Consider the following 24564-nt stretch of genomic DNA (forward strand, 5'->3'; position numbering starts at 1 on the left):
CGCTAGAACTCGACGGCCTCGACCTTCTTGTTGACAAAACGCAGCCCTACGCCGCCATCGATCAGTTTCAGGGCGGTTTCGCCGAAGAGTTCGCGCCGCCAGCCGTGGAGCGCCGCCACCTCCGCCTTTTCGCCCTCGGATGCGATCTTCTCGAGATCGTCGGTATTGGCGATGATCTTGGCAGCCACGCCTTCGCGGTCCGAGATCAGCTTCAGCAGAACCTTGAGGAGTTCCACTGCCGCAGCCGTGCCTTCCGGTACATGCACATGCCTCGGCGCATGCGGCATCTCGGTCTTCGGCAGGGCGAGCGCGGCATTCACCGCTTCAATGATTGCAGCGCCCGAGGCCGAACGCTCCCAACCCTTGGGAATCGTCCTGAGGCGTGACATGGCTTCCGTGTCCTTTGGCTGCTGCTGGGCGATCTCGTAGATCGCATCATCCTTCAAGACGCGCGAGCGCGGCACATTCCGGCTGCGCGCCTCGCGCTCCCGCCAGGCCGCGACGAATTTGAGGACTGCAAGCTCCGCAGGCTTTCTCAGACGGGACTTCAGGCGCAACCATGCATCGTCGGGATGCAGGTCATAGGTCGCGGGCGACTCCAGGATCGCCATCTCTTCCGACAGCCACAAAGCCCGCCCTTCTCGTTCCAGCTCTTCCTTCAGGAACAGATAGACGTCGCGCAGATGGGTGACATCCGCGAGAGCGTATTCGAGCTGCTTTTCCGACAGCGGCCGACGGCTCCAGTCGGTGAAGCGCGAGGACTTGTCGATATGCACGCTCTTGATGCGGCTGACGAGCTGATCATAGGAGACCGAGTCGCCGAAGCCGCAGACCATGGCCGCGACCTGGGTGTCGAAGATCGGATGCGGCACCAGGTTTCCGAGATGGTAGACGATCTCGATATCCTGCCTTGCGGCGTGGAAGACCTTCGTAACCGCCGGGTTCGCCATCAGCTCGAAGAACGGCTTGAGGTCAAGCCCCTTGGCGAGCGGATCGACCAGCACTTCGAGCGTGGGGCTTGCCATCTGGATTAGGCAGAGTTCCGGCCAGAAGGTCGTCTCCCTGAGGAACTCGGTATCGATGGTGATGAAGTCCGATTGGGCCAGCTTGATACAGGCTTCTTCGAGTGCGGCGGTCGTTTGGATCATCGTTTCATTCACATGAGGGTGCTCAGCTTTCCTTCTCCTTCCCGCCGCATATGTCAATACAGCAGAAGGCTTGAGCGTTACTCTCGCTCATCTTTATCTGGCGGCCCGGCCAGTTTGTTGAAATAGGCCGACGTCCTCAAGAGCGCGCGGAAGCGCCAGGTCCGCTGCGACGGCGGCACGGAGGGCCGCGCCCGCATCCGCCTCAGCGTGAAGATCATGAAGCCGAGGAAGATGAAGGAGGTATAGGCGAAGAAAGCCTGCGGCCCGTAATAATCGAGAAGAATGGAGGCCAGAAGAGGGCCGACGGTGGCTCCGGCCGACCAATAGAAAAGCAGGCCTGCCGAAACCAGCGCATGTTCGCCAGGCTTGGCATAGTCGTTGCCATGAGCGGAACAGAGCGAATAGAGCGGCATGGAGAAGGCGCCGAACAGGAATACGGCAATGATATTGGCCGTCTCGCTCGCACCGGCGCCGAAGGAGAGATAGGCGCCGGTGACGATGGAACCGATCGTCGTCCAGAGAATGACGCGCCGGCGGTCGAGCTTGTCGGAATAGATGCCGAGCGGATATTGCAGCACGACGCCGCCGATGATGCCGGCGCTCATGAACGTGGCGATCGAGGTGATGCTCATGCCGATCGCTTCCGCATAGATCGGACCGATGTTGCGGAAAGCCGCCATCGACAGGCCGACCGAGACGACGCCGACGACGGCGAGAGGGGAAATGCGCCAGACCGCCTTCAGGTCGAAGGCGACAGCCTCAGGCGGCGCTGGCCCTGATTTATCCGCAAGCGAAATCGGCACCAGCGAGAGCGTCAGCGCAATTGCGATGATGTTGAAGACCACCGAGCCGTCTATGCCGGCCGCGGGAATGATGTATTGGGCGATCGTTACCGAACTCAGGTCGACGAGACGGTAGACCGAGAGGGTTCGAGCCCGGTTGGCGTTCGTGACCTTGGCGTTGATCCAGCTTTCCACCGTGGCGAAGAGACTCGCGACGGCAATGCCGATCACGAAGCGCATCACGAACCAGAACGCCGGGTCGATGATCATCGAGACGCTGAGCGACGCGGATGCGGCGATAGCCGCCATGGCGGCGAAGGTCCGGATATGGCCGATGGCGCGCAAGAGGCGGGTCACATAGATGCAGCCGACCGCAAAACCGACGCTGTAGCCCGCGCCGATCATGCCGATGATGGAGGGGGAAAAGCCCTCGGCGGAGCCGCGTAACGCGATGTACGTGCCTTGCAGCCCATTGCCACCGATCAGGATGCCTGCGGTGACGAGAAGGGGGATCAGCGGACGGATGTGGCTCATGGAGGCTTTCGCGGAAGGCGCTGCTTGACCGCGCCGTAACGCGATCGGAACGAGTCATAGCCGAATGACCTCACGTTTGTCTTTGGAAATCCTGCATCTTGGTGTCGATCCCTCTTGGCTTGGCGACAACCGCTGCAGTAATGCGAGACAGGAGCGGAGGTCGGCCCATGAGTCCCTTCTTGTCGTTATCTTCCTGGCTGCCGCCGCAGTCCGAATCGCCAGCGTCCTGGTGTCCAAACGGCATGAAAGGAAACTGCGGACAGAGGGAGCCGTCGAACACCAAATTGCTCGCTCTCGCCCATACGGCCTTTTATTTCGCGGCGTTCGCAGAAGGATGGGTGAGGGGCGCCGAGTTCGACGCCGTTTCCAGGTCCGGTCTGGTCATCTTCGTGAGGCAATGCTGATGCTTGTCTGGATCGTCCGGCTCCTGGGGGAGGTTTGGACGGTGAAGATCATGATTGCGCCGAACCATCCGGTGAGCAGGCATGCGCTGTTTCGCACGGTCCGCCATCCTAATTATTTCCTGAACATACTGCCGGAACTTGTCGGCTACGCCTTGATCTTCCACGCCTATTTTACCCTTGCAATAGGGCAGCCGGTCTATCTCGTCATCCTGGTCGTCCGGATCGTGCAGGAGGAAAGGGCAATGAGGGATCTGTTCCGGGTGGTCGCGAAGCGCTGAACGGGCTGCCGTCTGCCGCTCTCGTTTTCGCCTAGAAAATCGGTTCTGCCTTGACAAAGCAGGCCCACCATGCGCTTTTCCCGCCGATTTTCCTTAAAGCCGGCTAGCCGTGCTTCGCACGCCGATTGCCGCAAACCGTACCAGTCCAGGATATTTGAAATGCACCGTTACCGCAGCCACACCTGTGCCGCCCTTCGGAAGTCCGATGTCGGTTCCACCGTCCGCCTGTCCGGCTGGGTGCATCGCGTGCGAGATCATGGTGGCGTGCTGTTCATCGACCTTCGCGACCACTACGGCATGACCCAGGTGGTTGCCGATCCGGACAGCCCGGCCTTCAAGGTCGCCGAGACCGTGCGCGGTGAATGGGTTATCCGCATCGACGGCCTCGTCAAGGCGCGCTCGGACGACACCGTCAACAAGGGCATGGCGACCGGCGAGATCGAGCTTTATGCGCAGGAGATCGAGGTCCTTGCCGCCTCCAAGGAACTGCCGCTGCCGGTCTTCGGCGAGCCGGATTATCCCGAGGACGTGCGTCTGAAATACCGCTTCCTCGACCTGCGCCGCGACACGCTGCACAAGAACATCGTCAAGCGTACCCAGATCATTTCGGATATCCGCAACCGGATGGCTTCCGCAGGTTTCGGCGAATACACGACCCCGATCCTGACCGCGTCTTCGCCGGAAGGCGCACGCGACTTCTTGGTCCCGAGTCGCATCCATCCCGGCACCTTCTTCGCGCTGCCGCAGGCGCCGCAGCAGTACAAGCAGCTGCTGATGGTCGCCGGTTTCGACCGGTACTTCCAGATCGCGCCCTGCTTCCGCGACGAAGACCCGCGCGCCGACCGCCTGCCGGGCGAGTTCTACCAGCTCGACCTGGAAATGAGCTTCGTCACCCAGGAGGACGTCTGGGATACAATGGCGCCGATCATGACCTCGGTGTTCGAGCAGTTCGCCGAAGGAAAGCCGGTCACCAAGGAATGGCCGCGCATTCCCTATGACGTCGCGATCCGCAAATACGGTTCCGACAAGCCGGACCTGCGCAATCCGATCGAGATGCAGGCCGTCACCGAACATTTCGCCGGCTCCGGCTTCAAGGTCTTCGCCGGCATGATCGCTTCCAATCCGAAGGTCGAAGTCTGGGCGATTCCGGCCAAGACCGGCGGCTCTCGCGCCTTCTGCGACCGCATGAATGCCTGGGCGCAGTCGCTCGGCCAGCCGGGCCTCGGCTATATCTTCTGGAAGGAAGAGGACGGCAAGGTTGGTGGTTCCGGACCGCTTGCCAAGAACATCGGGGAAGAACGCACCGACGCGATCCGCACCCAGCTTGGCCTTGATGCGGGCGATGCCTGCTTCTTCGTCGCCGGCGAACCGGCGAAGTTCTACAAGTTCGCAGGTGAAGCGCGCACGAAGGCTGGCGAGGATCTGAATCTGATCGATCGCGACCGGTTCGAGCTGTGCTGGATCATCGACTTCCCGTTCTACGAATGGAGCGACGAGGACAAGAAGATCGACTTCGCGCATAATCCGTTCTCGATGCCGCAGGGCGGCCTCGAGGCGCTGCAGACCAAGGATCCGCTATCGCTCAAGGCCTATCAGTACGACGCAGTCTGCAACGGCTTTGAGATCGCCTCGGGCTCGATCCGTAACCAGTCGCCGGAAGCCATGGTCAAGGCTTTCGAGCTGGTAGGCCTCAGCCAGGCGGATGTCGAGGAGCGTTTCGGCGGCATGTACCGGGCCTTCCAGTACGGCGCCCCTCCGCATGGCGGCTGCGCTTTCGGGATCGACCGTATCGTCATGCTGCTGCTCGGCGCCAAAAACCTGCGCGAAATCACGCTGTTCCCGATGAACCAGCAGGCTCAGGACCTGTTGATGAACGCGCCGTCGCCGGCGACCCCGAAGCAGCTCATGGAACTTTCGCTTCGCGTCATGCCCCAGGCGAAGAAGGACTGAGCACCACGAGGCGTTAGAATAGAGAAAAGCCCGGTGATGTGAACTGACCCCATAAAGTTGGACGGTTCAATGAGCCGGGCATTTTGATTCATAGCGCTCCGAGATCCGCTAGAAAGACGCGCTGACGGCTTTTTTCAGGTCGAGCGTGAACTGGCCCCACATGCCTTCGAGTGTCGTATTGGTGAGCCCGACGGCGGTGACATTCCTGACGGGATCGATGAACCAGTGGTGGCCGTAGACGCCGCCCCATTGCAGGCTGCCGGGTGAGACCGGCAGGCCTGCGGCTTGGGGGTCAAGGATGACCGCCCATCCGAAGCCGAAACCGAAACCCGGCCGCGTCGGTTCGAGCAGGGCGCTGACCTGATTGGTCGTCATCTGGCGGACCGTCGCTTCGCAAAGCAGCGGCGCACCGCCCTTGCGGATCGTCTCCAATATGGTGAGCACGTCGGCGGCGGTGCCAGCCATGCCGCCGCCACCGGAATGGTAGGAGTCGAGGTTGAAGATGCGGTCGGGCGCAAAGGTCACGAACCCGTCCAGCGCCCATAGCTTTTCCGTATCGCCCATGCGCTTCGGCTCAGGCGCTCCGTCGACATAGGCGGCAGCCAGCCGATTTCTATCGACGACGGTGAATGCCGTATCGGAGAGGCCAAGCGGCCGCATGACGAGTTCCGCGACCACGTCGCCCAGCCGTTTGCCGGTTTCCTTCTCGATGACGCCACCGAGGACGTCCATCGAGACGGAATATTGCCAGCCGGTGCCGGGTTCGAAGAGCAGGGGCGCGCTCGCGATGCGGCGCAGGTTTTCGGCAAGCGACAGGCCCGGCTGATCGACGCCGTCGGATACTCCGGCGCGAACATAAGGGCCGTTCTCCGCTGTGAAACAATAGCTGAGGCCGGATGTGTGGGTCAGCAGATGACGGATCAGGATGACCGGCTCGCGGCCGTCTTCGAGGCGCGGGCGAAAATCCGGCAGCCACTTCGTCACCCGGTCGTCGAGACCGATCCTGCCCTGTTCCACCAGCCGCATGGCCGCGATCGTCACGATCGGCTTGGTGATGGAGGCAAGCCGGAAGATCGTATTCTCCTTGACCGGAATACTGGCCTCGCGGTCGGCAAAACCTGCGGCCCGGCGATAGACGGTCTCGCCGTCCTTTGCGATGAGAACGACGGTCCCAACCAGCCGTTTCGAAGTCAGCGCTGTATCGATCGCTTCATCAATGGCGGGGTAGCGTGTCTCGGAAAAGGAAAGATTCATGACGGAAACCCTTTTGCTGACGACAGGAATTAAGGCTCATGCATCAGTTAAGGCGTTGTCGAGGAAATACCACTGATCGAGATGCGCGCGGATGACGGGTTCGATCGCGTCGTTGAGCAGCATCACGTCGTCCAGCAGGCGTGAGCCGGGTTTCTCTTCCGCGGGCAATGTGATGGGCGGCAGGAAATGCGCCTCGAAGCGGAACCCTTCGGTCCTGATATTGAACCAGGGGCAGATCCTGGCGCCGGACAACCTTGCCAGGCGGATTGCAACGGCCAGATTGCCTTCCAGATGCGGCTTGCGGCCGAAGAATGGCCCGCGGATCTTTCCGGAAACGCCCTCGTCGCAGAACATCGAGATGACGCCGCCTTCCTTCAGCACCTTGACCGCCGGCCTTATGCCCTGAACGCCGGGCGGCAGGAAGTTCAGACCGCCCTTGCGCCTCACGCGCTCCGAAATCCACGCCTTTGCCCGGCCTTTCGGGGGGATGTAGTTGGCATAGGGGCGGATCCCCTCGTTGTGGAGAATCGTTGGCCCGATCTCCCAATTGCCCAGATGCATCCCGACGATGATCGTCGGGCCGGCACGGACAGAATCGACCAGGCGGTGGAAATCGTGAAGCTTGATCCGGTCCGGATGACGAAGAAGCCGGTTGATCACCGAAAACTCCGTTATGATCCTGCCCTGGGCTTCCTGGTTTAGGCGCAGGATGGTTTCCCGTTCGACTTCGCTTTTGCCGGGTAGCAGGCGCGCAAGGGTCGCGCGGCCTCGTCTGACGGCGACCTGGTGGAACCTCGGGATTGCGAAGGGCCCAAGCCAGCGGCCGAAATTGGAGCATGCATCCATCGTCAGCAGCTTGAGCCCGAAATGCACGAACAGATCAACCGCATTGCCGAGGTTGTCGTCGATCCAGTAGCGGCGGAATTTCCTTCGCTGGTCTGCGGTTGAGAAAAGATCGGAGATGGGTGGAGCTTGCTCCACCGCAAACCGCCACGCCTTGCGTTTTCTCAGTGATGGCTCGGGATTATTCCTGTCCAGCATCAGTTCGCCCTACCGCCGATGCAGGGTTACGGGCAGCCCCCCGCGCGGCCGCAGCGTCAGGCGGCAGACCGGCTCCACCTGGTGGTCTTCCGGCACCCGCAGGCGGAACCTCTGCGCCAGGACCGCGAGGCAGAGGATCGCCTCCGTCAGGCCGAACTGGAGGCCCGGGCATATGCGCGGGCCGCTCGCAAATGGAATGTAGCTATAAGGCACCGGGCGTCTTTCGATAAAGCGCTCCGGCTTGAAGAGGTGAGGATCTTCAAAAAGCGAGGGTGTCCGGTGCAAAAGCCACGGCACGATCATGACCAGTGCAGCCGGCTTCACGTCGATATCGCCGACGCGATCGGCCTGTTTGGCCTGCCGCGCGAGGATCGGGACCGGCGGATAGAGCCGCAGCGTTTCTTCGATGACCGCCGTGCACCATTTCAGCTTCGGCACGTCCTCGACCGTTGGCACATTGCCGCCGCAGACCTGGTCGATCTCCGCATGCACCGCCTCTTCCACCCAGGGAGCCTTGGACAGGAGATACCATGCCCAGGTCAGGGTCGCAGCCGTCGTCTCGTGACCGGCCATGAAGATGGTCGCCGCTTCGTTGCGCAGTGCGACGACATCGAGGTTGAGTTCCGGATTGCGCTTCTGCCGGCGGATCAGCAATTCCACCATGGAATTGTCGTCGCCCTTGCCGGCCAGATGATCCTCGATCACGCGGTCGATGATGCGGTGGATGCGCTTGACCGAGCGGCGGAGCGACGGTGTGCGAAGCTGCGGCAGGCCTTCATCGAAACCGAGGAAATAGCCGATATTGATGGAATCGATCAGTGCCTGGTAGCTGGTGAAGCCTTCGGTCACCATGTCGGCGCTTTCCTGGCCCAGATCGTTCCCGAACACGCTGCGGGAAATGATTTCGGCGGTCAGTCCGGCCATTTCGTAGAGGACGTTGACCGTGGCGCCGTCGCCAAGGGCGTTCCAGCGCTCGACAAGTTCGAGCGAAGTATCGGTCATGATCGCGCCGAAGGCAGGAACGCGATGTTTGTGGACGATGTCCGAGACGAGCGGGCGTCGCTGCTTCCAGGTCTCGCCATCCGAGATGAACAGGCCGTCACCTAGGAGATATTCCAGCGCGCGGCGCATCTGTGGCGATTTGCGCTCGAAATTGTCATGACGTGTCGCGACCACGTATTTGATCGCTTCCGGAGAGTTCACCACCATGACCTGGCGCCCGAGAAGCTTGATCTCGGAGTTGCGTTCGGAATAGTCGTTCTGCCGCCAGATCGACAGGAAATCACGCCGGGCAGTCAGAAGCCGCTGCAATTGATTGCCGGGCTGGCCGTTGTAATAGGAGGCTCGCGCCGGCTCCAGCCGCTTTTGGGGCGTGTTGAGCGTCTCGATCGTTCGGGTTTCCGCAGCAAGCCACGACAGCATCAGTTAGGGGCCTTTCGTCAAATCGACGGTCACGGATATCCCGCAGCGCCGCCGTAGCGGTTTTCGCCTGCACCTCATTCCGGGTCAAGGCATCAGACGGGTATTCATCTGACGTGATGGGAAGATTGCGGAACCATCTCACGGTGCTTGTGTTGTTAGGGCAGCAAGAGAACAGGGAGAAAAGAACATGCGCAAGATTTTGCTGGCTGCATCCGCGGCTTTGATTGGCCTTTCCGGTGCTGCCTACGCCCAGACGACCGTTATCACCCAGGATCCGGTGACAACCAACTCCACGGTCGTCCTGCCGGGCGAAGTCCGCACCTATGTCATGGAGCAGAGCGTTCCTTCGGTGGCTTATGAAGGCACGATTGCCGTCGGCACACCCTTGCCGGAAACCGTCGAGGTTCACACCGTCGAAGGTCATTCCGACTATGCCTACACGGTCGTCAACGACCGCCGCGTTATCGTGAACCCGCAGACCCGGACCGTGATCCAGGTTCTGGAATGAGTTTCAGATCAGAGACATCCTTTAACGGAAAACCCGGCGAGCGGTCGCCGGGTTTTTTGCTGTTTGCGAATATCAGTCGTTCGCCGTGACCTTGACGCCAAGCACTTGCGGCAAGGTGTTCGGCGCACCCATGGCGGCGCCCATGATCATCGGGAAAGGCACGCCCTCCGCCGGCTCGGCGGTGACGGTGAAGCTGCCGGGCTTGTCGAGATAGGTATTGACGGCAGCGCTCAGCATGTTCTGCAGTTCCGGGACGTTGTATTGCGCGAGCATGAGCGGCGTCATGCCCTTGAGCATCTGCGCCATCTGCTCGCCCGTCGTGCCCTGTTGCTTGCCCGCATAGTCGAGCGCGCGCTTGGTAATACCCGCGTCTTCGAAACGGACTTCCATGCTGTTGAAAGTCAGCCGCTGCATGAGACCGAGCATGGCAAGGCCGGCCGCCTGCTGGGCTTCTTCCTTGTTGGCGTTCGCTTCCATGGCCTTTGTCGTTTCGTTCAAGGATTTGATGAAATCCAGCGTATAGCCGGAGAAGCTCATGGCAAGATTCAGGCGGCCGATATTGGCGAAGTCGAACGCATACTCCTCGAGTTCAAGAGTGCCCGGTTCAAGTTCCCAGCTGCCCACCATGCTGATGCTGCCATCGAGCGCCTTTATGCCGAGCTGCTGGAGCGCGTCCTTCCCCTTGGCGTCCTCGACCAGGCTCAGGTCACCCTTGATGTCCTTGACCTTAAGGTCAAAATTGACCGCGGAGTCGTCGTCCGCAACCTCTGAAGTCATGACCATTTCACCGACCGAAAAGGCTTGCTTTCCATCGAACGTCGCCGTCGTCGCTCCGACATGAGCCTCATTGTAGAGCAGCACGGCGTCGATCGTATTACCGGTCGGATCCGCCGGAACTGAAAGGCCGCTGATCGACAGGCCAGACGCCTTGAAGCCGAGACCGTCCTGCGCGATGTCGACATCGTCGAAAGTCACCGTCTCCACGAGATAGCTGCCGTTGTCTTCCTCCACCCCCTTTAGGACGATGGTGCCGAGCGGAAAACCGCTTTCCTTGGCGGCGGCCACCGTGAATTTGGCATTGGTCAGCGTGACGTCTGAACCGGTTGTCACGACCTTTTCGGCGGAAAGGCCCGTACCGCCTTGGACAGAGAGGGCGTTGTTGATCTTGGCCACAACATCGTTGCCATCCAGGGCGAGGGCCTGCCCGGAGAAAGACACGAAGGCTGCACCAGCGAGAAGAAGCCGGGCTTTGTTGTAGTATTTCATAATATTCCTCCTGGGGCAGGGCGCCCGCAATTTGCGGATGTCGAAGTTGAGGGCGGCAGTTATAGGCGACGGCATTAAAAGGTCCATTGCTTTGTTCCACATTCCTCTGGGCAAAATTGCGGCTTCCCCGGGAGGGTAAACAAAAGATAAAGCTGCTTCCGACGGCTGTTCTCCACAGGCGCTTTGCCGGTGATTCTTGCCGTGAATCAGGCTTTCCGCTAGTCAAGGGGAATGGGACAAATAGTAAATCCGCCCGGTGACGGCGGCGACCACATTCTTCCGGTGGACCTCAAGGCAGCGCTCGAAGAGCGTTATCTCGCCTATGCGCTTTCCACCATCATGCATCGCGCTCTGCCGGACGTGCGCGACGGGTTGAAGCCGGTGCACCGGCGCATCATCCACGCCATGAGCGAGATGGGCATCCGCCCGAACTCCGCTTTCAAGAAATGCGCGCGTATCGTCGGCGACGTCATCGGTAAATTCCATCCGCACGGCGACCAGTCGGTCTATGACGCGCTCGTGCGCCTTGCGCAGGATTTTTCCCAGCGTTACCCGCTGGTCGACGGACAGGGCAATTTCGGCAATATCGATGGCGATAACGCCGCCGCCTACCGGTATACCGAAGCCCGAATGACCGATGTGGCGGCCTTGCTGCTCGAGGGTATCGAGCAGGACGCTGTCGATTTCCGGCCGACCTATAACGAGGAAGATGACGAACCTGTCGTCCTGCCGGGTGCTTTTCCCAATCTTCTGGCGAACGGCACGTCCGGCATTGCCGTCGGAATGGCAACTTCGATCCCGCCGCACAACGCCCATGAGCTCTGCGATGCAGCTTTGCATCTGATCAAGCATCCCGACGCAACGGTCGAAAAGCTCGTCGAGTTTGTACCCGGCCCGGATCTGCCGACGGGCGGCATCATCATCGACAGCCGTGAGTCGATCATCGAGGCATACAAGACCGGTCGCGGTGGTTTCCGCGTGCGCGCCAAATGGGAGACGGAGGATCTCGGCCGCGGCGGATACCAGATCATCGTTACCGAAATTCCGTTCCAGGTGCAGAAGTCGCGGCTAATCGAAAAGATCGCCGAGCTGCTGATCGCCCGCAAGCTGCCGCTGCTCGAGGACGTTCGCGATGAATCGGCGGAAGACGTCCGGATCGTGCTGGTGCCGAAGAGCCGGACGGTCGACGCGACGCTGCTTATGGAATCGCTCTTCAGGCTGACCGAGCTTGAGAATCGTTTCCCGCTCAACATGAACGTGCTTTCCATGGGGCGCGTGCCGAAGGTCATGGCGCTCAACGAAGTGCTGACCGAATGGCTAGCCCATCGCAAGGATGTGCTGGTCCGCCGTTCCCGCTTCCGGCTGGCGGCAATCGATCGGCGCCTGGAAATTCTCGGCGGCCTGCTGGTCGCCTATCTCAATATTGATGAAGTGATCCGTATCATCCGCGAGGAGGACGATCCGAAGCCGGTGATGATGGCCCGCTGGTCGCTCACCGACGTGCAGGTCGAGGCGATCCTCAACATGCGCCTGCGCGCCTTGCGCAAGCTCGAAGAGTTCGAGATCCGGACCGAACACGACAACCTCTCCAAGGAGAAAGCAGACATCGAGGCGCTGCTCGCCTCAGACGACAAGCAGTGGCAGACCGTGGCCTGGGAAATCCAGGAGGTGAAGAAGAAATATGCCAAGGCGACCGAGCTCGGCCGTCGCCGCACCCAGTTCGCTGAGGCGCCGGAAGCCGATGTCGACGCGATCCAGCAGGCGATGATCGAGAAAGAGCCGGTCACCGTCGTCATCTCCCAGAAGGGTTGGATCCGCGCATTGAAGGGGCATATGTCGGATACGTCGAGTCTGACCTTCAAGGAAGGAGACGGGCCGAAGCTCGCCTTCCCGGCGCAGACGACTGATAAGCTTCTGCTCGTCACGACAGGCGGAAAGGCCTATACGCTCGGTGCCGACAAGCTGCCCGGCGGACGCGGCCATGGCGAACCGGTCCGCATCATGGTCGACATGGAGAATGACCAGGACATCCTGACCGCCTTCGTGCATGATCCATCGCGCAAGCTGATCCTGGCTTCGACCGCCGGCAACGGCTTCGTGGTGGCGGAAAGCGAGATGATCGCCAATACCCGCAAGGGCAAGCAGATCATGAACGTTGCTATGCCGGACGAGGCGAAGCTGGCCGTGCCGGTTTCCGGAGACCACGTCGCTGTCGTCGGCGAAAACCGCAAGATGCTGGTCTTCCCGCTTGCCCAGCTGCCGGAGATGACCCGCGGCAAGGGCGTGCGACTGCAGCGCTACAAGGACGGCGGCATTTCCGACATCAAGTGTTTTGCAATGGCGGAAGGTCTTTCCTGGGAAGACAGCGCCGGCCGCTCGTTTACCCGCAACAAGGAAGAGCTCCTGGAATGGATGGGCGATCGCGCCACCGCCGGCCGCGCCGTGCCCAAGGGCTTTCCGAGAAGCGGCAAATTTGCGGGGTAATCAGGGATAGGGAACGGTGTGATCGCGCAGAAAACGAGTCGCACCTTCCTCGTCGATCTCGCCGGCTGCCACGGCGAGGACGAACTCGATAACATCGGCCTGACCTGCTTCGATGAGGTAACCGTTGATGAGCAAGAAGGTAAAGGCGGCCAGATAGGCGGTTCTCTTGTTGCCGTCGGAGAACGGATGGTTGCGGGCGAAACCGTAAAGATACGACGCCCCTAGGAGAAAGAGGTCGTCTTCTCCATAAGCGTGTTTGTGAAGGGGCCGGGCAAGTGCCGCTTCCAGGGCGTTCTCGTCCTTGAGTCCGGGCAGGCCGCCATGCTCCGCCAGTTGTTCCTGATGGATTGTTTCAATGGCCTGCCGTAAAAGCCATTTGACGGCTTTCACTTGGCAAGTTCTTTCAAGGCGACGCGATATTTCTGCATGCCAAGCCTAGCGGCCTTCAATTGCTCAGATAGATCAGCATGCTCTGGAACGAGTTCGATGTTGGCGCCGTTTTCCCGAACTTCCAGGCTGTCTCCGGTCTTCAGTCCCATACGATCCAGAACCTCCTTGGGAATGATGATACCTTCGGAATTTCCTATTCTGCGGATAGTCACGTTCATGGCTCGAATTCCTGCTTGTTGGAACGGCGTTATAACATGCCGGAAGCTCGCGGACAAATCAATGTTCGCTGGTCTCCCAACGGACCTAATTCAGGTTTCGGTCGAGGAATCGAAAATCTCCCAGCCCCTTGGGGTGAGATGCTCCTGCGGCTGAAAGCGGGTCTTGTAGCCCATTTTCGCGGAGCCTTTGACCCAGTATCCGAGATAGACATGGGGCAGCCCGAGCGACCGCGTGCGCTCGATGTGGTCGAGGATCATGAAGGTTCCGAGCGAGCGTTTTTCGTGCTCGGGATTGAAGAACGAATAGACCATCGAAAGCCCGTCGCTCATCATGTCGGTGAGCGCCACCGCCATCAACTCGCCCTTCGGCTGCTCGCTGATGCCGGAGCCAGGCTCGCGTTTGCGGTATTCGATGATGCGCGTGTTCACATGCGTGTCTTCGACCATGATCGCATAGTCGAGCGCGGACATGTCGGACATGCCGCCCCGCTGATGCCGGTCGTCCAGATAGCGGCGGAAGAGCGAAAATTGTTCCGTGGAGGGCTGAGCCGGATAGATGGTCGAGACGAGGTCGTTATTCGTGGCAAGCACCCGCCGCATCGAGCGGTTCGGCTCGAAATCATTGGCGAGGATGCGGACGGAAATGCAGGCGCGGCAGGATTCGCAGGCGGGACGGTAGGCGATGTTCTGCGATCGTCGGAAGCCGCCTTGCGTCAGAAGATCGTTCATCTCCGCCGCCCGCGGGCCTACCAGGTGCGTGAAGACCTTGCGCTCCATTTCACCCGGTAGATACGGACAAACTGCCGGAGCCGTCAGATAAAACTGCGGTGAGGGCGTCGCCTGGGTGTTCATCGAGTCGCGGTTGTCCCGTCTTTATTGACGTAAATGTCATAGCATGGCGCATAAAAGTAAAACGTCAACCATATGCCGCCTCCGGCAGCATAACCTGGTTGATAAACTTTTCGCCATTGACCGATGTTTAAGCCGTTCGGATGACGACGGTGCCGAGCAGCAGGTCGTGAACGAGGCGTGAGCGTTCGATGAAGAGGCCCGCCAGGAGAATCAGCGGCGTCAGCACCGAATTGATGATCCAGAAGATTACGGTGTGAGCAACCGCCGTCAGGAAGTCGATCCGTCGTCCGTCGAGGCGCGTCATGGCAAGGCCCATCGCACGCATGCCGGGCGAGGCCTGGCTGGGCCCGCCGAGCGTCAGGCCGAAATAGAGCAGCGCCACGATCACGAAGAGGGCCGGGTAGAGCATGAAGCCGAGGCCGAGCGTGATGATGCCGAGGAAGAAAACGACAACCGCGGCCGGGATGCAGAGCAGCAGCACGATGAGGTAATCGATGATGAAGGCGAAGACCCGGCGGGAGAGCACGCCGCTATAGGCGCGCCAGTCATCCGGTGCGGCATAGGTCGGATTTGGGTCGAGGCTCATCGGTGTCGGGCTCCTGTTGGTCAGGATGAATATGGGGGGCCCGATCGGCCGCCACAAGGCTCACCCCTTCGCCAGTTTCTTTGCGACGTCCATGGCGAAATAGGTGAGGATGCCGTCGCAGCCGGCGCGTTTGAAGCATAGCAGCGTCTCCATCATGATACGGTCGCCGTCGATCCAACCGTTCATCGCGGCTGCCTTGATCTGCGTGTATTCGCCGGAAACCTGGTAGGCGAAGACGGGAAGCCCGAAGGCTTCCTTGATGCGCCAGCAGATGTCGAGATAGGCGATGCCCGGCTTCACCATCAGCATGTCGGCGCCTTCCTCCACGTCAAGGGCTGCGTCGCGAACCGCCTCGGTGCCGTTGGCAGGCGAGATGTAGTAGCTGTTCTTGTCGCCCTTCAGGAGACCGCTCGTGTTGATCGCCTCGCGATAGGGTCCGTAGAAACCGGAGGAGAATTTTGTCGCATAGGACATGATGCCGACATTCTGGTGGCCGGCGGCATCGAGCCCGCGGCGGATTGCGCCAATGCGGCCGTCCATCATTTCCGACGGCGCAATGATGTCGGCACCGGCATCCGCCTGCATAACCGCCGCCCTGACGATCTGGTCGACCGTCTCGTCGTTGACGATGACGCCGTCGCGCAGGATGCCGTCGTGGCCATGGCTGGTGAAGGGGTCCAGCGCAACGTCCGTGATGACGCCGATATTCGGAACGGCTTCTTTGATGGCCGCAGTCGTCTGGTTGATCAGGTTGTTGGCGACGAGGCTGTTGGAGCCGGTTTCGTCGCGCAACTCCATCTCGATATCCGGGAAGGTGGCAATCGCGGGAATGCCGAGATCGGCGGCCTCTTTCACCGCTTCGACCGCCTTGTCGATGCTCATGCGGCTGACGCCCGGCATGGCGGCGATCGGATCGACAATGCCGCTGCCGGGGACGATGAAGATCGGCCAGATCAGATCGTCGACCGTCAGCCGGTTTTCCTGAACCAGCCTGCGCGTCCAGTCGGCCTTGCGGTTGCGCCGCATGCGGCGGTGGCCGGTGATCTCGTCGACGAGATGCGTCTTGTCCATGGCTGATCTCCGTAATTGTGCGGTTGGGCCGCTCCATAACACGAGGTTCCGTGTTTATGAATGGGCGGGATCGCCGCAGCGCCGTGATCAGATCCAGAGATCGTTCTGAGCAGTCCGGTCGCCGCCCTCATGGCCGGTATTCAGGGTGCCGCGTGGTTCGATCAGCATCATCTGCACCTCGTTTTCCGCAAACGGCTTGTGCTCCACGCCCTTGGGAACGACGAACATCTCTCCCGCACCGATCGTGACGGAGCCGTCGCGGAAGTCGATGCGCAGAACGCCTTCCAGAACGATGAACGTTTCGTCGGTCTCCGGGTGGTCGTGCCAGATGAAGTCGCCTGAGATGCGCACCAGCTTGAATTGGTAATCGTTCATTTCGGCAACGACGCGGGGCTGCCAGAAGTCTTTAATTCGTCCGAGCTTTTCGGCCAGGTTGATCGACGTCCGGGAAAGGTTGTTGTTGCTCATGTCGGCTCCTTCAGTGGGTAGCGATATCTAACAGCCGGTTCGAATGTGCTCTTGAACGTTCGTGCAGTCCGCGACACAGATACTGGCAGGGGAGGTGACACCCCGATAAGGTGGAGCGTATGGAACCTGATTCACCGATGGCGCCGAAGCGTACGCTCACTGAAATCCTTTATGTGGTCTTCCTGCGGATGATTGCGGTCGCCTGCTTCTGGTTCGGGCTGCAATACTGGGCCATGCTCGTCGGCTATTCGCTGCATGGCGCGGCCCGCTTCGATCTGCTGACTCTTCCCTGGAAGGTGGCAGCCTCTTCGCTTGCCGTGCTTTTCCCGGTCGCCTCGCTCGGTCTCTGGCTGACGGTCTCCTGGGGACCGGTGCTCTGGGCGCTCGCCGCTGGTTCGCAAGTCCTGATGTATATGGTCTGGCCGGACATCTTCGGACACAACCGGCTCGTGCCCCTGATGCATGGGCTGATTGCTGCGCTTTATGTCGTTTTCCGCCTCTCTTTATGGATCGAAGCGCGCCGCAAAGCCGAGCGGGTAAGGATTGAGTAACCCTGAAATTAAAGCTTTGGCGGCCGGTTTTGACGGAAAAAATCACGCTAAACCATTGAAAAATAACAGGCGATGGAGGCGGCGCCAAAGTGCTGCAAAGGGCGGCGGGAATTCGAACGATGGCGTTAAGCTTTTGTTAGGTCTATGTTTTAAGTCGAATTTTATGCGTATTGGATAGTGTCTGTCTCAAGGCGGGAAGAAAACAAACACCGCCAAACAAAACAGAGTGAGGCAGTCATGATGAACACGAAACTGAAGCCGCAGGCGGCACCGGCAGTAGCAGATACGCATGAAGAAACCATCCGCTCCCTGTATATGGAGTCGCTGCACCTGGTGGAACGTCTCCACCGCCGTCTTCTTGATGTGATCAAGGACGAGTTCGACCGCCAGGGCCGAGACGATGTCAACGCGGTGCAGGCTCTCCTGCTGTTCAACATCGGCAATTCCGAACTGACCGCCGGCGAACTGCGCTCCCGCGGTTACTACCTCGGCTCGAACGTCTCCTACAATGTGAAGAAGCTGGTCGATCTCGGCTTCATCAACCACCAGCGTTCGCGCATCGACCGCCGCTCGGTCCGCATCAGCCTGACGCCGGACGGCCAGGAGATCGCAGAAACCGTCGCCAAGCTCTACGAGCGCCATATCGGCTCCATCGAAAAGGTCGGCGGCATCGGCGAAGGCGAGTTCGGCCAGATGAACAAGCTCCTGCAGCGTCTCGACCGCTTCTGGAACGACCAGATCCTCTATCGCCTGTAATCGGCAAAACCCCGTCTGCCGCCTTATCCACGAGGCGGCGGCCGCCCAGAAGACCTCCATCAGCGATCGGAACCGGATGCGTCCCTGCGTATCCGGCTCTCGCGTTTTCATCTTGAAAAGAGGAAATTCACGGACCAACACGGCTTTGTGACGCAGGGATACCTGACACCAATTCGCCATATTGCTATGGGACCGGCTGAATGGAATGGGCCGGCGGACATTTCTCTCTTCACGACACCGCGATGACGATGAGGCCTTTGCCGGCAGCGCTTTATTTTTGCGCGTTTGTTAACCATATCCCTGTAGGCGTCGTGATGATGCTCGGGACCAGATGGGTAGGATGATGTCGAAGAAGATTGGATCTGAAGCTCTTTCCCGCCGCGCGTTGCTGCGTTCGGCCGTTTCCGCTGGTGCTGCCGCGCTCGCCGCACCGGCTTTCGCCCAGTCGGCAGTCGACGATCTGATCAATGCGCCGCGCCGCGGCACCTGGGACGACCAGTTCGATGCGAAGGCTGCGTCGCGCACCGCCGTCAACGTCGTCTCCAACAATCCGGTTCTGGGGCCAAGCGGGCCGGCCAATATCCAGCAAGCGATCATGGACTACCAGCAGATCGTCTCGGGCGGCGGCTGGCCGGAAGTCAATCCCGCCGGCCAGCGGTTGAGGCTCGGCGTGGTGGATCCGAGCGTGCAGGTGCTGCGCCAGCGCCTTGCGATTTCCGGCGATCTGCCGCGCGAGGCGGGGATGTCGTCTTCCTTCGATTCCTATGTCGATGGAGCGGTAAAACGCTTCCAGGCGCGTCACGGCCTTCCTGCCGATGGCGTGCTCGGCGAATTCACGGTAAAGGCCATGAATATCCCGGCCGATGTGCGTCTGCGCCAGCTGGAAACCAACTTGGTTCGGCTGCAGTCCATGTCGGGTGATCTCGGTCCCCGCTATGTGATGGTCAATATTCCCGCCGCCTATATCGAGGCCGTGGAAAACGACCGCGTGGCGCTGCGCAACAGCGCAGTCGTCGGCCGCATCGACCGACCGACACACGCCATCAACTCAAAGATCTACGAGGTCATCCTCAATCCGTATTGGACCGCGCCGCGCTCGATCGTCGAAAAAGACATCGTGCCGCTGATGCGCAAGGACCCGACCTATCTGGCGCGCAACAACATTCGCCTGATCGACGGCAAGGGCAACGAAGTTGCCCCGGAGACGGTCGACTGGTTCGCGCCCAAGGCGCCGAACCTGATGTTCCGGCAGGACCCCGGCAAGATCAATGCCATGGCCTCGACGAAGATCAACTTCCACAATCCGAACAACGAATACATGCACGACACGCCCCAGCAGGGCCTGTTCAACAAGCTGATGCGTTTCGAATCATCCGGCTGCGTGCGGGTGCAGAACGTTCGGGATCTCATCACCTGGCTGCTGCGCGATACGACCGGCTGGTCGCGTCAGGAGATCGAACGCGTGATCTCGACCCGCCAGAACACCCCGATCAAGCTTACCCAGGAAGTGCCGGTCTATATCGTTTACATCACGGCGTGGTCGGCGAGGGACCGTGTCGTCCAGTTCCGCGACGACATCTACGAGCGCGACGGCAATCAGGAACTGGCGCTTCAGACCACGACCGGTATCGAAAAACCCGCGGGCTCCATCGAGGACGACATGTTGCCGCAATAAGCGCGCGAGGATTTGCCGTCTGGAAAGCCGCATCGTCAAAGGGTGCGGCTTTTTCGTTTCCATACGGCTCCGCCCGCGTCTTCCGGCCGGCAAATGTCGTTCCCCGTATTGCTCTCAGGAAGGCGGAACGCTAAGACGCGACAATCGCATGCACACCCCTTTGAGGAGCCTCGCCCATGTCGAACACCGATGCTTTCTTCTCTCGCCCGCTTGCCGACTCGGACCCGGAGATTTTTGGCGCGATCGAGAAGGAGCTGGGTCGCCAGCGCCACGAGATTGAGCTGATCGCTTCGGAGAACATCGTCTCTCGCGCCGTGCTCGAAGCGCAGGGCTCGATCATGACCAACAAGTATGCGGAAGGCTATCCGGGCAAGCGCTATTACGGCGGCTGCCAATTCGTGGACATCGCCGAAGAACTCGCAATCGAACGCGCCAAGAAGCTGTTCGGCGTCAACTTCGTCAACGTCCAGCCGAACTCCGGTTCGCAGATGAACCAGGCCGTCTTTCTGGCGCTGCTGCAGCCGGGCGACACCTTCATGGGCCTTGATCTCAATTCGGGCGGTCACCTGACGCACGGTTCGCCGGTCAATATGTCCGGCAAGTGGTTCAACGTCGTTTCCTACGGCGTACGCGAAGGCGACAACCTGCTCGACATGGACGAGGTCCAGAGGAAGGCCGAAGAGCACAAGCCGAAGCTCATCATCGCCGGCGGCACCGCCTATTCGCGCATCTGGGACTGGAAGCGCTTTCGTGAGATTGCCGATTCGGTCGGCGCCTATCTCATGGTCGACATGGCTCATATCGCCGGCCTCGTTGCCGGTGGCCAGCATCCGTCGCCGTTCCCGCACTGCCATGTGGCCACGACGACGACGCACAAGTCGCTCCGCGGCCCGCGCGGCGGCGTCATCCTCACCAATGACGAGGAGCTGGCCAAGAAGTTCAATTCGGCCGTCTTCCCCGGCCTCCAGGGGGGTCCGCTGATGCACATCATTGCCGCCAAGGCCGTTGCCTTCGGCGAAGCGCTGAAGCCCGAGTTCCAGGATTATGCCGCCCAGATCGTCAAGAATGCCAAGACGCTTGCCGAGGCACTGAAGGCTGGCGGCCTCGACATCGTGTCCGGCGGCACAGACAACCACCTGATGCTGGTCGACCTGCGCAAGAAGAACGCCACCGGCAAGCGGGCGGAGGCAGCGCTCGGCCGCGGCTACATCACCTGCAACAAAAACGGCATTCCTTTCGATCCGGAAAAGCCCTTCGTTACGTCAGGTATCCGCCTAGGCACCCCGGCCGGCACGACCCGCGGTTTCAAGGAAGCGGAATTCAAGGAGATCGGCAATCTCATCGTCGAGGTCCTCGACGGGCTGAAGATCGCCAATTCCGACGAGGGCAACGCGGCTGTAGAGGCTGGTGTTCGGGAGAAGGTGGTAGCGCTTACCGACCGGTTCCCGATGTACCCGTATATGTGATCCTTAAGGAGAGGCGATGCGCTGCCCCTATTGCGGTTCGGAAGACACGCAGGTCAAGGATTCGCGTCCGGCGGAGGATTTTACCTCCATCCGCCGGCGGCGCATCTGCCCGGATTGCGGCGGCCGTTTCACTACGTTCGAACGGGTGCAGCTTCGTGAGTTGATGGTCACGAAGAAGACCGGCCGGAAGGTGCCGTTCGACCGTAATAAGCTGGTGCGGTCCTTCCAGATCGCGCTACGCAAGCGTCCGGTGGACAATGACCGGATCGAGAGGGCGGTATCGGGCATCGTGCGTCGCCTGGAAAGTTCCGGCGAAAGCGAGATTTCGTCCGAAGAGATCGGCCTGCAGGTCTTGGAGGCGCTGAAGAGTCTCGATGACGTGGCCTTCGTCCGCTACGCCTCCGTCTACCGGGATTTTTCCCATGCGGAAGATTTCGAGAAGGTGATCGAAGAGATCAACGCCAAGATCGCCCGCGATCCCGGCCTGGAGCCATGAGGAATGACCGCCTCTGACGACCGGCGGTTCATGGCAGAGGCGTTGCGCCTTTCGCGACAGAATACCGGGCTGACGGGCACCAACCCCTCTGTCGGCTGCGTGGTCGTCAAGAACGGCGAAGTGGTCGGCAAGGCGGTGACGGCACCCGGCGGTCGTCCGCATGCGGAAACGCAGGCTCTCGAAATGGCCGGTGAGAAAGCACGCGGATCGACGGTCTATGTGACGCTGGAACCCTGTTCGCATTACGGCAGGACGCCCCCTTGCGCCAACGCCCTGGTTGAAGCCGGCGTCGCGCGTGTCGTGGTCTGCCTGACCGATCCAGACCCGCGGGTTTCGGGCAGAGGGCTCGCCATCCTTCGCGATGCGGGCATTGCGGTCGAGTCCGGGCTGATGGAGGACGAGGGGCGGCGGGCACATGCCAGCTACCTCATGCGCCAGACGAAGGGTCGCCCACATGTGACTCTGAAGCTTGCAGTTTCCGCCGATGGAATGCTTGGGCGGCGCGGCGAGGAAGTGGCGATTACAGGGCCTGAGGCGAGGGCCGAGGTACATCGGTTGCGAGCCAGGTCGGACGCGGTCCTCGTCGGCATCGGCACCGTGCTCTCGGACGACCCTGAACTGACCGTGCGCATTCCCGGCCTCGAAAACCGATCGCCGATCCGCATCGTGCTGGATCGCCAATTGCAGCTGCCGCTCGAGTCCAAACTTGTAAAAACGGCGAGAGACGTGCCGGTCATCGTCGTTGCTTTACCTCCATTCGGTGCGGAGGCAGCGCGCGGATCTGCGCCCTCGATGAAGCGCGAACGATTGATCAAGGCCGGCGCCGAGATCATGGACGCGAGTGATCTCGACATCCTGCTCGCCGTTTTCGCCGCCAGAGGCATCTCTTCGCTCTTGATCGAAGGCGGGGCTGTTATCGCAAAAGCCTTCCTCGATGCCGGTCTTGTTGATCGCATCCTGCTGTTTCAGGGGATGGGCACGGTCGGAGAGGGCGGTCTTGAATCGCCGCTGACGCCACCCGATATGCCGGCTGGATTTGCTCTGATCCGAGAGGATAACTTCGGCCCCGACCGTTGTTTCGATTACGAAAGAGGTTTTTGATGTTTACCGGAATTGTCACCGATGTCGGCACGGTTGCCGCAACGACGCCGATGGACGAGGGCATCAAGCTTCGTATCGCGACGAACTACGATCCGAAGACCATCGACATGGGAGCCTCGATCGCCCATGGCGGCGTCTGCCTCACGGTCACCAACCTGCCGGCGGATGGCAGCAACGAACGCTGGTTCGAGGTTGAAGCTTGGGAAGAGGCGCTGCGGCTGACGACGATCGGCAGCTGGAAGCAAGGCACCCGCGTCAATCTCGAGCGGGCTCTGAAGATCGGCGACGAACTCGGCGGTCACATTGTCTCCGGGCATGTTGATGGCACTGCTGAAATCCTGTCGGTCGAGCCTGAGGGCGAGGCGGTCCGTATCCGGTTGCGCGCTCCCGAACATCTTGCCCGTTTCGTCGCACCAAAGGGATCCGTCGGACTTGACGGTACCTCGCTTACCGTCAATGCGGTGGATGGGACGGATTTCGACGTGCTGCTGATCCGTCACACGCTTGCGGTCACCACCTGGGGCGACCGCAAGGCCGGTGATCTGGTAAATTTCGAGGTCGATACCATGGCGCGTTATGCAGCACGCCTTGCGGAGTTTCCGGCGAGGGCCTGAGTTATTCCTTGTCGGTGAACTGCCCATGGATCTCCTTGAACCGCGGAGCGATCTTCGCGAAGACCTCGACCAGGCCGGGATCAAAATGTGTTCCGGCGTCCCTGACGATGATGTCGACGGCTTCGTCATGCGACATGGCGGGTTTGTATATCCGCTCGGAGACCAGGGCGTCATAGGCGTCGGCGATCGCCATGATCCGGCCGCCGATCGGGATATCCTCCCCCTGGAGTCCTCGGGGATAGCCTGTACCATTCCACTTTTCATGGTGGGTATGGGCGATTTCCCTGGCGACGCTTAGGAAGGGCGTGGCCGATCCCATATAGCGTTCCGCGGTGGCTATGGCCGCCCGGCCGAGCTCGGCATGGCTCTTCATGACCTCGTATTCCTTCGGATCGAGCTTGCCCGGTTTCAGGAGGACACTGTCGGGAATGCCGACCTTACCAATATCGTGCAGCGGCGCCGACTTATGGAGCAGGTCGATCGCCTCGTCGCTCAGCTCCTCGGCATATACTCCCTGTTCCTTCAGAGCTTCGGCGAGCGCACGCACATAGTGCTGGGTGCGGCGAATGTGATTGCCGGTTTCATAGTCACGCGTTTCGGCAAGCGAAGCCATGGCCAGGATCAACGCATCGCGGGCGCGTGCAGCTTCCTCCTTTGCGGCAGCAAGAGCGTTGATCAGCGCAACATTGGTCATCGCGACGGCGGCGCTATTGGCTATCCGCTGCAAAAGGCGGACGGACTCTTCCGAGGGGCGCTCCGCCTTGGCCCAATAGGCTTCGATTGCGCCAACCGGATCTTCCTTCCGTACCGGAACCACAACCAGACTTTTAACGAAGGTGCCCTGATAGGCGGCGTGTGGGATCCTGTCGTCCCGAGCGATATCTTCGATGACGACCAGTTCGCCATGTTTCATGGCCCAGCCGGAAATGCAGCTTTCCGATGGGAGGCGTCGGTCATTCCAGAGCGGCGCGACTGCGTCGTCATCGGCATAGTAGCACCTGTCGTTTTCCCGAAGGACGAAGCTCACGCCATCGGCACCGATCAAGTCGCGGGCGGACTGACGCAGCACTGTTATGATCCCGTCGATGCCGCGCGCCATGGACATCTGCAAGATCAGGTCGTCCACGCGGTTGGCTGGAAAAGGATTCTGATTCACGAGGCCGTCCATCTTCCCGCTTGTCTGGTTCATTATATATGAAAACTGACTAATAGAAGAAAAGTGCCAGAATTAACACTATGGAAGCGTCGG

Annotated in this window: 24 protein-coding genes; 11 read left to right on the forward strand and 13 right to left on the reverse strand. The window is 60.5% G+C overall.

The window, feature by feature from the left end; all coding sequences use genetic code 11:
* Positions 1-2 precede the first annotated feature (2 nt).
* Positions 3-1148: a ribonuclease D gene (rnd, locus tag EDE05_RS03560; RefSeq protein ID WP_105372076.1), complete on the reverse strand. Its 1146-nt coding sequence runs from the start codon at positions 1146-1148 to the stop codon at positions 3-5.
* A 77-nt stretch (positions 1149-1225) separates the two neighbouring features.
* Positions 1226-2464, reverse strand: coding sequence for an MFS transporter (locus EDE05_RS03565; RefSeq protein WP_134100129.1), 1239 nt, complete (start codon positions 2462-2464; stop codon positions 1226-1228).
* Positions 2465-2867: 403 nt separating this feature from the next.
* Between EDE05_RS03565 and EDE05_RS27115 the strand changes: the two genes are divergently transcribed.
* Together EDE05_RS27115 and aspS are read left to right on the forward strand one after the other, a co-directional pair.
* The gene (locus tag EDE05_RS27115) at positions 2868-3146 is read left to right on the forward strand and encodes an isoprenylcysteine carboxylmethyltransferase family protein (RefSeq protein WP_245519859.1); all 279 of its coding nucleotides are present in this window, start codon (positions 2868-2870) and stop codon (positions 3144-3146) included.
* A gap of 159 nt (positions 3147-3305) precedes the next feature.
* A complete protein-coding gene (gene aspS / locus EDE05_RS03575; protein ID WP_134100131.1) occupies positions 3306-5096 on the forward strand; it encodes an aspartate--tRNA ligase in 1791 nt (596 codons plus the stop codon).
* Between the two features lie 108 nt (positions 5097-5204).
* On the opposite strand, the gene EDE05_RS03580 is transcribed toward aspS, so the two are convergent.
* From EDE05_RS03580 to EDE05_RS03590, 3 genes are read right to left on the reverse strand one after another with little or no spacing between them, the layout of a single operon-like run.
* The gene (locus EDE05_RS03580; protein WP_134100134.1) at positions 5205-6350 is read right to left on the reverse strand and encodes a serine hydrolase domain-containing protein; all 1146 of its coding nucleotides are present in this window, start codon (positions 6348-6350) and stop codon (positions 5205-5207) included.
* 36 nt (positions 6351-6386) lie between these two features.
* Positions 6387-7391 carry a hypothetical protein gene (locus EDE05_RS03585; protein WP_134100137.1) on the reverse strand — a complete coding sequence of 335 codons (1005 nt, stop codon included), beginning with the start codon at positions 7389-7391 and terminating at the stop codon, positions 6387-6389.
* Between the two features lie 9 nt (positions 7392-7400).
* A complete protein-coding gene (locus EDE05_RS03590; protein WP_134100140.1) occupies positions 7401-8813 on the reverse strand; it encodes a cytochrome P450 in 1413 nt (470 codons plus the stop codon).
* A gap of 187 nt (positions 8814-9000) precedes the next feature.
* Here EDE05_RS03590 and EDE05_RS03595 point away from each other — a divergent pair, with 187 nt between their 5' ends.
* A complete protein-coding gene (locus EDE05_RS03595; RefSeq protein WP_112801882.1) occupies positions 9001-9321 on the forward strand; it encodes a DUF1236 domain-containing protein in 321 nt (106 codons plus the stop codon).
* Between the two features lie 72 nt (positions 9322-9393).
* On the opposite strand, the gene EDE05_RS03600 is transcribed toward EDE05_RS03595, so the two are convergent.
* Positions 9394-10587, reverse strand: coding sequence for a hypothetical protein (locus EDE05_RS03600; protein ID WP_134100143.1), 1194 nt, complete (start codon positions 10585-10587; stop codon positions 9394-9396).
* Between the two features lie 231 nt (positions 10588-10818).
* Between EDE05_RS03600 and parC the strand changes: the two genes are divergently transcribed.
* Positions 10819-13071: a DNA topoisomerase IV subunit A gene (gene parC / locus EDE05_RS03605; protein WP_134100146.1), complete on the forward strand. Its 2253-nt coding sequence runs from the start codon at positions 10819-10821 to the stop codon at positions 13069-13071.
* Here the strand turns inward: parC and EDE05_RS03610 are convergent, their stop codons facing one another.
* From EDE05_RS03610 to EDE05_RS03635, 6 genes are all read right to left on the reverse strand, one after another.
* Entirely contained in the window at positions 13072-13461 is a 390-nt protein-coding gene (locus tag EDE05_RS03610; RefSeq protein WP_134100149.1) for a type II toxin-antitoxin system death-on-curing family toxin, read from the reverse strand.
* The gene (locus EDE05_RS03615; protein ID WP_105372030.1) at positions 13458-13679 is read right to left on the reverse strand and encodes an AbrB/MazE/SpoVT family DNA-binding domain-containing protein; all 222 of its coding nucleotides are present in this window, start codon (positions 13677-13679) and stop codon (positions 13458-13460) included. Before EDE05_RS03615 ends, EDE05_RS03610 begins: the two co-directional genes overlap by 4 nt.
* Positions 13680-13769: 90 nt before the next feature.
* Positions 13770-14531 (reverse strand): arginyltransferase, encoded by a 762-nt coding sequence (locus tag EDE05_RS03620; protein WP_134100152.1) that lies wholly within the window; start codon positions 14529-14531, stop codon positions 13770-13772.
* A gap of 127 nt (positions 14532-14658) precedes the next feature.
* Positions 14659-15117 (reverse strand): RDD family protein, encoded by a 459-nt coding sequence (locus EDE05_RS03625; protein ID WP_105372028.1) that lies wholly within the window; start codon positions 15115-15117, stop codon positions 14659-14661.
* A gap of 60 nt (positions 15118-15177) precedes the next feature.
* Positions 15178-16188, reverse strand: a complete 1011-nt coding sequence (gene hemB, locus EDE05_RS03630) for a porphobilinogen synthase (RefSeq protein ID WP_134100155.1) — start codon at positions 16186-16188, stop codon at positions 15178-15180.
* An 87-nt stretch (positions 16189-16275) separates the two neighbouring features.
* Positions 16276-16656, reverse strand: coding sequence for a cupin domain-containing protein (locus EDE05_RS03635; RefSeq protein ID WP_132409851.1), 381 nt, complete (start codon positions 16654-16656; stop codon positions 16276-16278).
* Between the two features lie 119 nt (positions 16657-16775).
* Here EDE05_RS03635 and EDE05_RS03640 point away from each other — a divergent pair, with 119 nt between their 5' ends.
* From EDE05_RS03640 to EDE05_RS03670, 7 genes are all read left to right on the forward strand, one after another.
* On the forward strand, positions 16776-17207 hold the full coding sequence (locus tag EDE05_RS03640) for a DUF6163 family protein (protein WP_105372025.1): 432 nt from the start codon (positions 16776-16778) through the stop codon (positions 17205-17207).
* Positions 17208-17447: 240 nt separating this feature from the next.
* Positions 17448-17963, forward strand: coding sequence for a MarR family winged helix-turn-helix transcriptional regulator (locus tag EDE05_RS03645; RefSeq protein WP_105372074.1), 516 nt, complete (start codon positions 17448-17450; stop codon positions 17961-17963).
* 343 nt (positions 17964-18306) lie between these two features.
* A complete protein-coding gene (locus tag EDE05_RS03650) occupies positions 18307-19638 on the forward strand; it encodes a L,D-transpeptidase family protein (protein ID WP_112802254.1) in 1332 nt (443 codons plus the stop codon).
* A 176-nt stretch (positions 19639-19814) separates the two neighbouring features.
* Positions 19815-21104 (forward strand): serine hydroxymethyltransferase, encoded by a 1290-nt coding sequence (glyA, locus tag EDE05_RS03655; RefSeq protein ID WP_134100157.1) that lies wholly within the window; start codon positions 19815-19817, stop codon positions 21102-21104.
* A 16-nt stretch (positions 21105-21120) separates the two neighbouring features.
* Positions 21121-21600, forward strand: a complete 480-nt coding sequence (gene nrdR, locus EDE05_RS03660; protein ID WP_105372023.1) for a transcriptional regulator NrdR — start codon at positions 21121-21123, stop codon at positions 21598-21600.
* Positions 21601-21603: 3 nt separating this feature from the next.
* Entirely contained in the window at positions 21604-22701 is a 1098-nt protein-coding gene (gene ribD, locus EDE05_RS03665; RefSeq protein WP_134100160.1) for a bifunctional diaminohydroxyphosphoribosylaminopyrimidine deaminase/5-amino-6-(5-phosphoribosylamino)uracil reductase RibD, read from the forward strand.
* Positions 22701-23315, forward strand: coding sequence for a riboflavin synthase (locus EDE05_RS03670; RefSeq protein ID WP_134100163.1), 615 nt, complete (start codon positions 22701-22703; stop codon positions 23313-23315). Before ribD ends, EDE05_RS03670 begins: the two co-directional genes overlap by 1 nt.
* A gap of 1 nt (position 23316) precedes the next feature.
* On the opposite strand, the gene EDE05_RS26705 is transcribed toward EDE05_RS03670, so the two are convergent.
* Positions 23317-24471 (reverse strand): HD domain-containing phosphohydrolase, encoded by a 1155-nt coding sequence (locus tag EDE05_RS26705; RefSeq protein ID WP_166675426.1) that lies wholly within the window; start codon positions 24469-24471, stop codon positions 23317-23319.
* Between the last annotated feature and the right edge of the window lie 93 nt (positions 24472-24564).

The organism is Neorhizobium sp. R1-B (genome assembly GCF_004368875.1).
GTDB lineage: Bacteria > Pseudomonadota > Alphaproteobacteria > Rhizobiales > Rhizobiaceae > Neorhizobium > Neorhizobium huautlense.

Bases quoted from the DNA above. Each gene is read 5' to 3' on its own strand.
- rnd (WP_105372076.1), bottom strand. From the start codon at position 1,148: ATGATCCAAACGACCGCCGCACTCGAAGAAGCCTGTATCAAGCTGGCC.
- EDE05_RS03565 (WP_134100129.1), bottom strand. From the start codon at position 2,464: ATGAGCCACATCCGTCCGCTGATCCCCCTTCTCGTCACCGCAGGCATC.
- EDE05_RS27115 (WP_245519859.1), top strand. From the start codon at position 2,868: ATGCTTGTCTGGATCGTCCGGCTCCTGGGGGAGGTTTGGACGGTGAAG.
- aspS (WP_134100131.1), top strand. From the start codon at position 3,306: ATGCACCGTTACCGCAGCCACACCTGTGCCGCCCTTCGGAAGTCCGAT.
- EDE05_RS03580 (WP_134100134.1), bottom strand. From the start codon at position 6,350: ATGAATCTTTCCTTTTCCGAGACACGCTACCCCGCCATTGATGAAGCG.
- EDE05_RS03585 (WP_134100137.1), bottom strand. From the start codon at position 7,391: ATGCTGGACAGGAATAATCCCGAGCCATCACTGAGAAAACGCAAGGCG.
- EDE05_RS03590 (WP_134100140.1), bottom strand. From the start codon at position 8,813: ATGCTGTCGTGGCTTGCTGCGGAAACCCGAACGATCGAGACGCTCAAC.
- EDE05_RS03595 (WP_112801882.1), top strand. From the start codon at position 9,001: ATGCGCAAGATTTTGCTGGCTGCATCCGCGGCTTTGATTGGCCTTTCC.
- EDE05_RS03600 (WP_134100143.1), bottom strand. From the start codon at position 10,587: ATGAAATACTACAACAAAGCCCGGCTTCTTCTCGCTGGTGCAGCCTTC.
- parC (WP_134100146.1), top strand. From the start codon at position 10,819: ATGGGACAAATAGTAAATCCGCCCGGTGACGGCGGCGACCACATTCTT.
- EDE05_RS03615 (WP_105372030.1), bottom strand. From the start codon at position 13,679: ATGAACGTGACTATCCGCAGAATAGGAAATTCCGAAGGTATCATCATT.
- EDE05_RS03620 (WP_134100152.1), bottom strand. From the start codon at position 14,531: ATGAACACCCAGGCGACGCCCTCACCGCAGTTTTATCTGACGGCTCCG.
- EDE05_RS03625 (WP_105372028.1), bottom strand. From the start codon at position 15,117: ATGAGCCTCGACCCAAATCCGACCTATGCCGCACCGGATGACTGGCGC.
- hemB (WP_134100155.1), bottom strand. From the start codon at position 16,188: ATGGACAAGACGCATCTCGTCGACGAGATCACCGGCCACCGCCGCATG.
- EDE05_RS03635 (WP_132409851.1), bottom strand. From the start codon at position 16,656: ATGAGCAACAACAACCTTTCCCGGACGTCGATCAACCTGGCCGAAAAG.
- EDE05_RS03640 (WP_105372025.1), top strand. From the start codon at position 16,776: ATGGAACCTGATTCACCGATGGCGCCGAAGCGTACGCTCACTGAAATC.
- EDE05_RS03645 (WP_105372074.1), top strand. From the start codon at position 17,448: ATGAACACGAAACTGAAGCCGCAGGCGGCACCGGCAGTAGCAGATACG.
- EDE05_RS03650 (WP_112802254.1), top strand. From the start codon at position 18,307: ATGTCGAAGAAGATTGGATCTGAAGCTCTTTCCCGCCGCGCGTTGCTG.
- glyA (WP_134100157.1), top strand. From the start codon at position 19,815: ATGTCGAACACCGATGCTTTCTTCTCTCGCCCGCTTGCCGACTCGGAC.
- nrdR (WP_105372023.1), top strand. From the start codon at position 21,121: ATGCGCTGCCCCTATTGCGGTTCGGAAGACACGCAGGTCAAGGATTCG.
- ribD (WP_134100160.1), top strand. From the start codon at position 21,604: ATGACCGCCTCTGACGACCGGCGGTTCATGGCAGAGGCGTTGCGCCTT.
- EDE05_RS03670 (WP_134100163.1), top strand. From the start codon at position 22,701: ATGTTTACCGGAATTGTCACCGATGTCGGCACGGTTGCCGCAACGACG.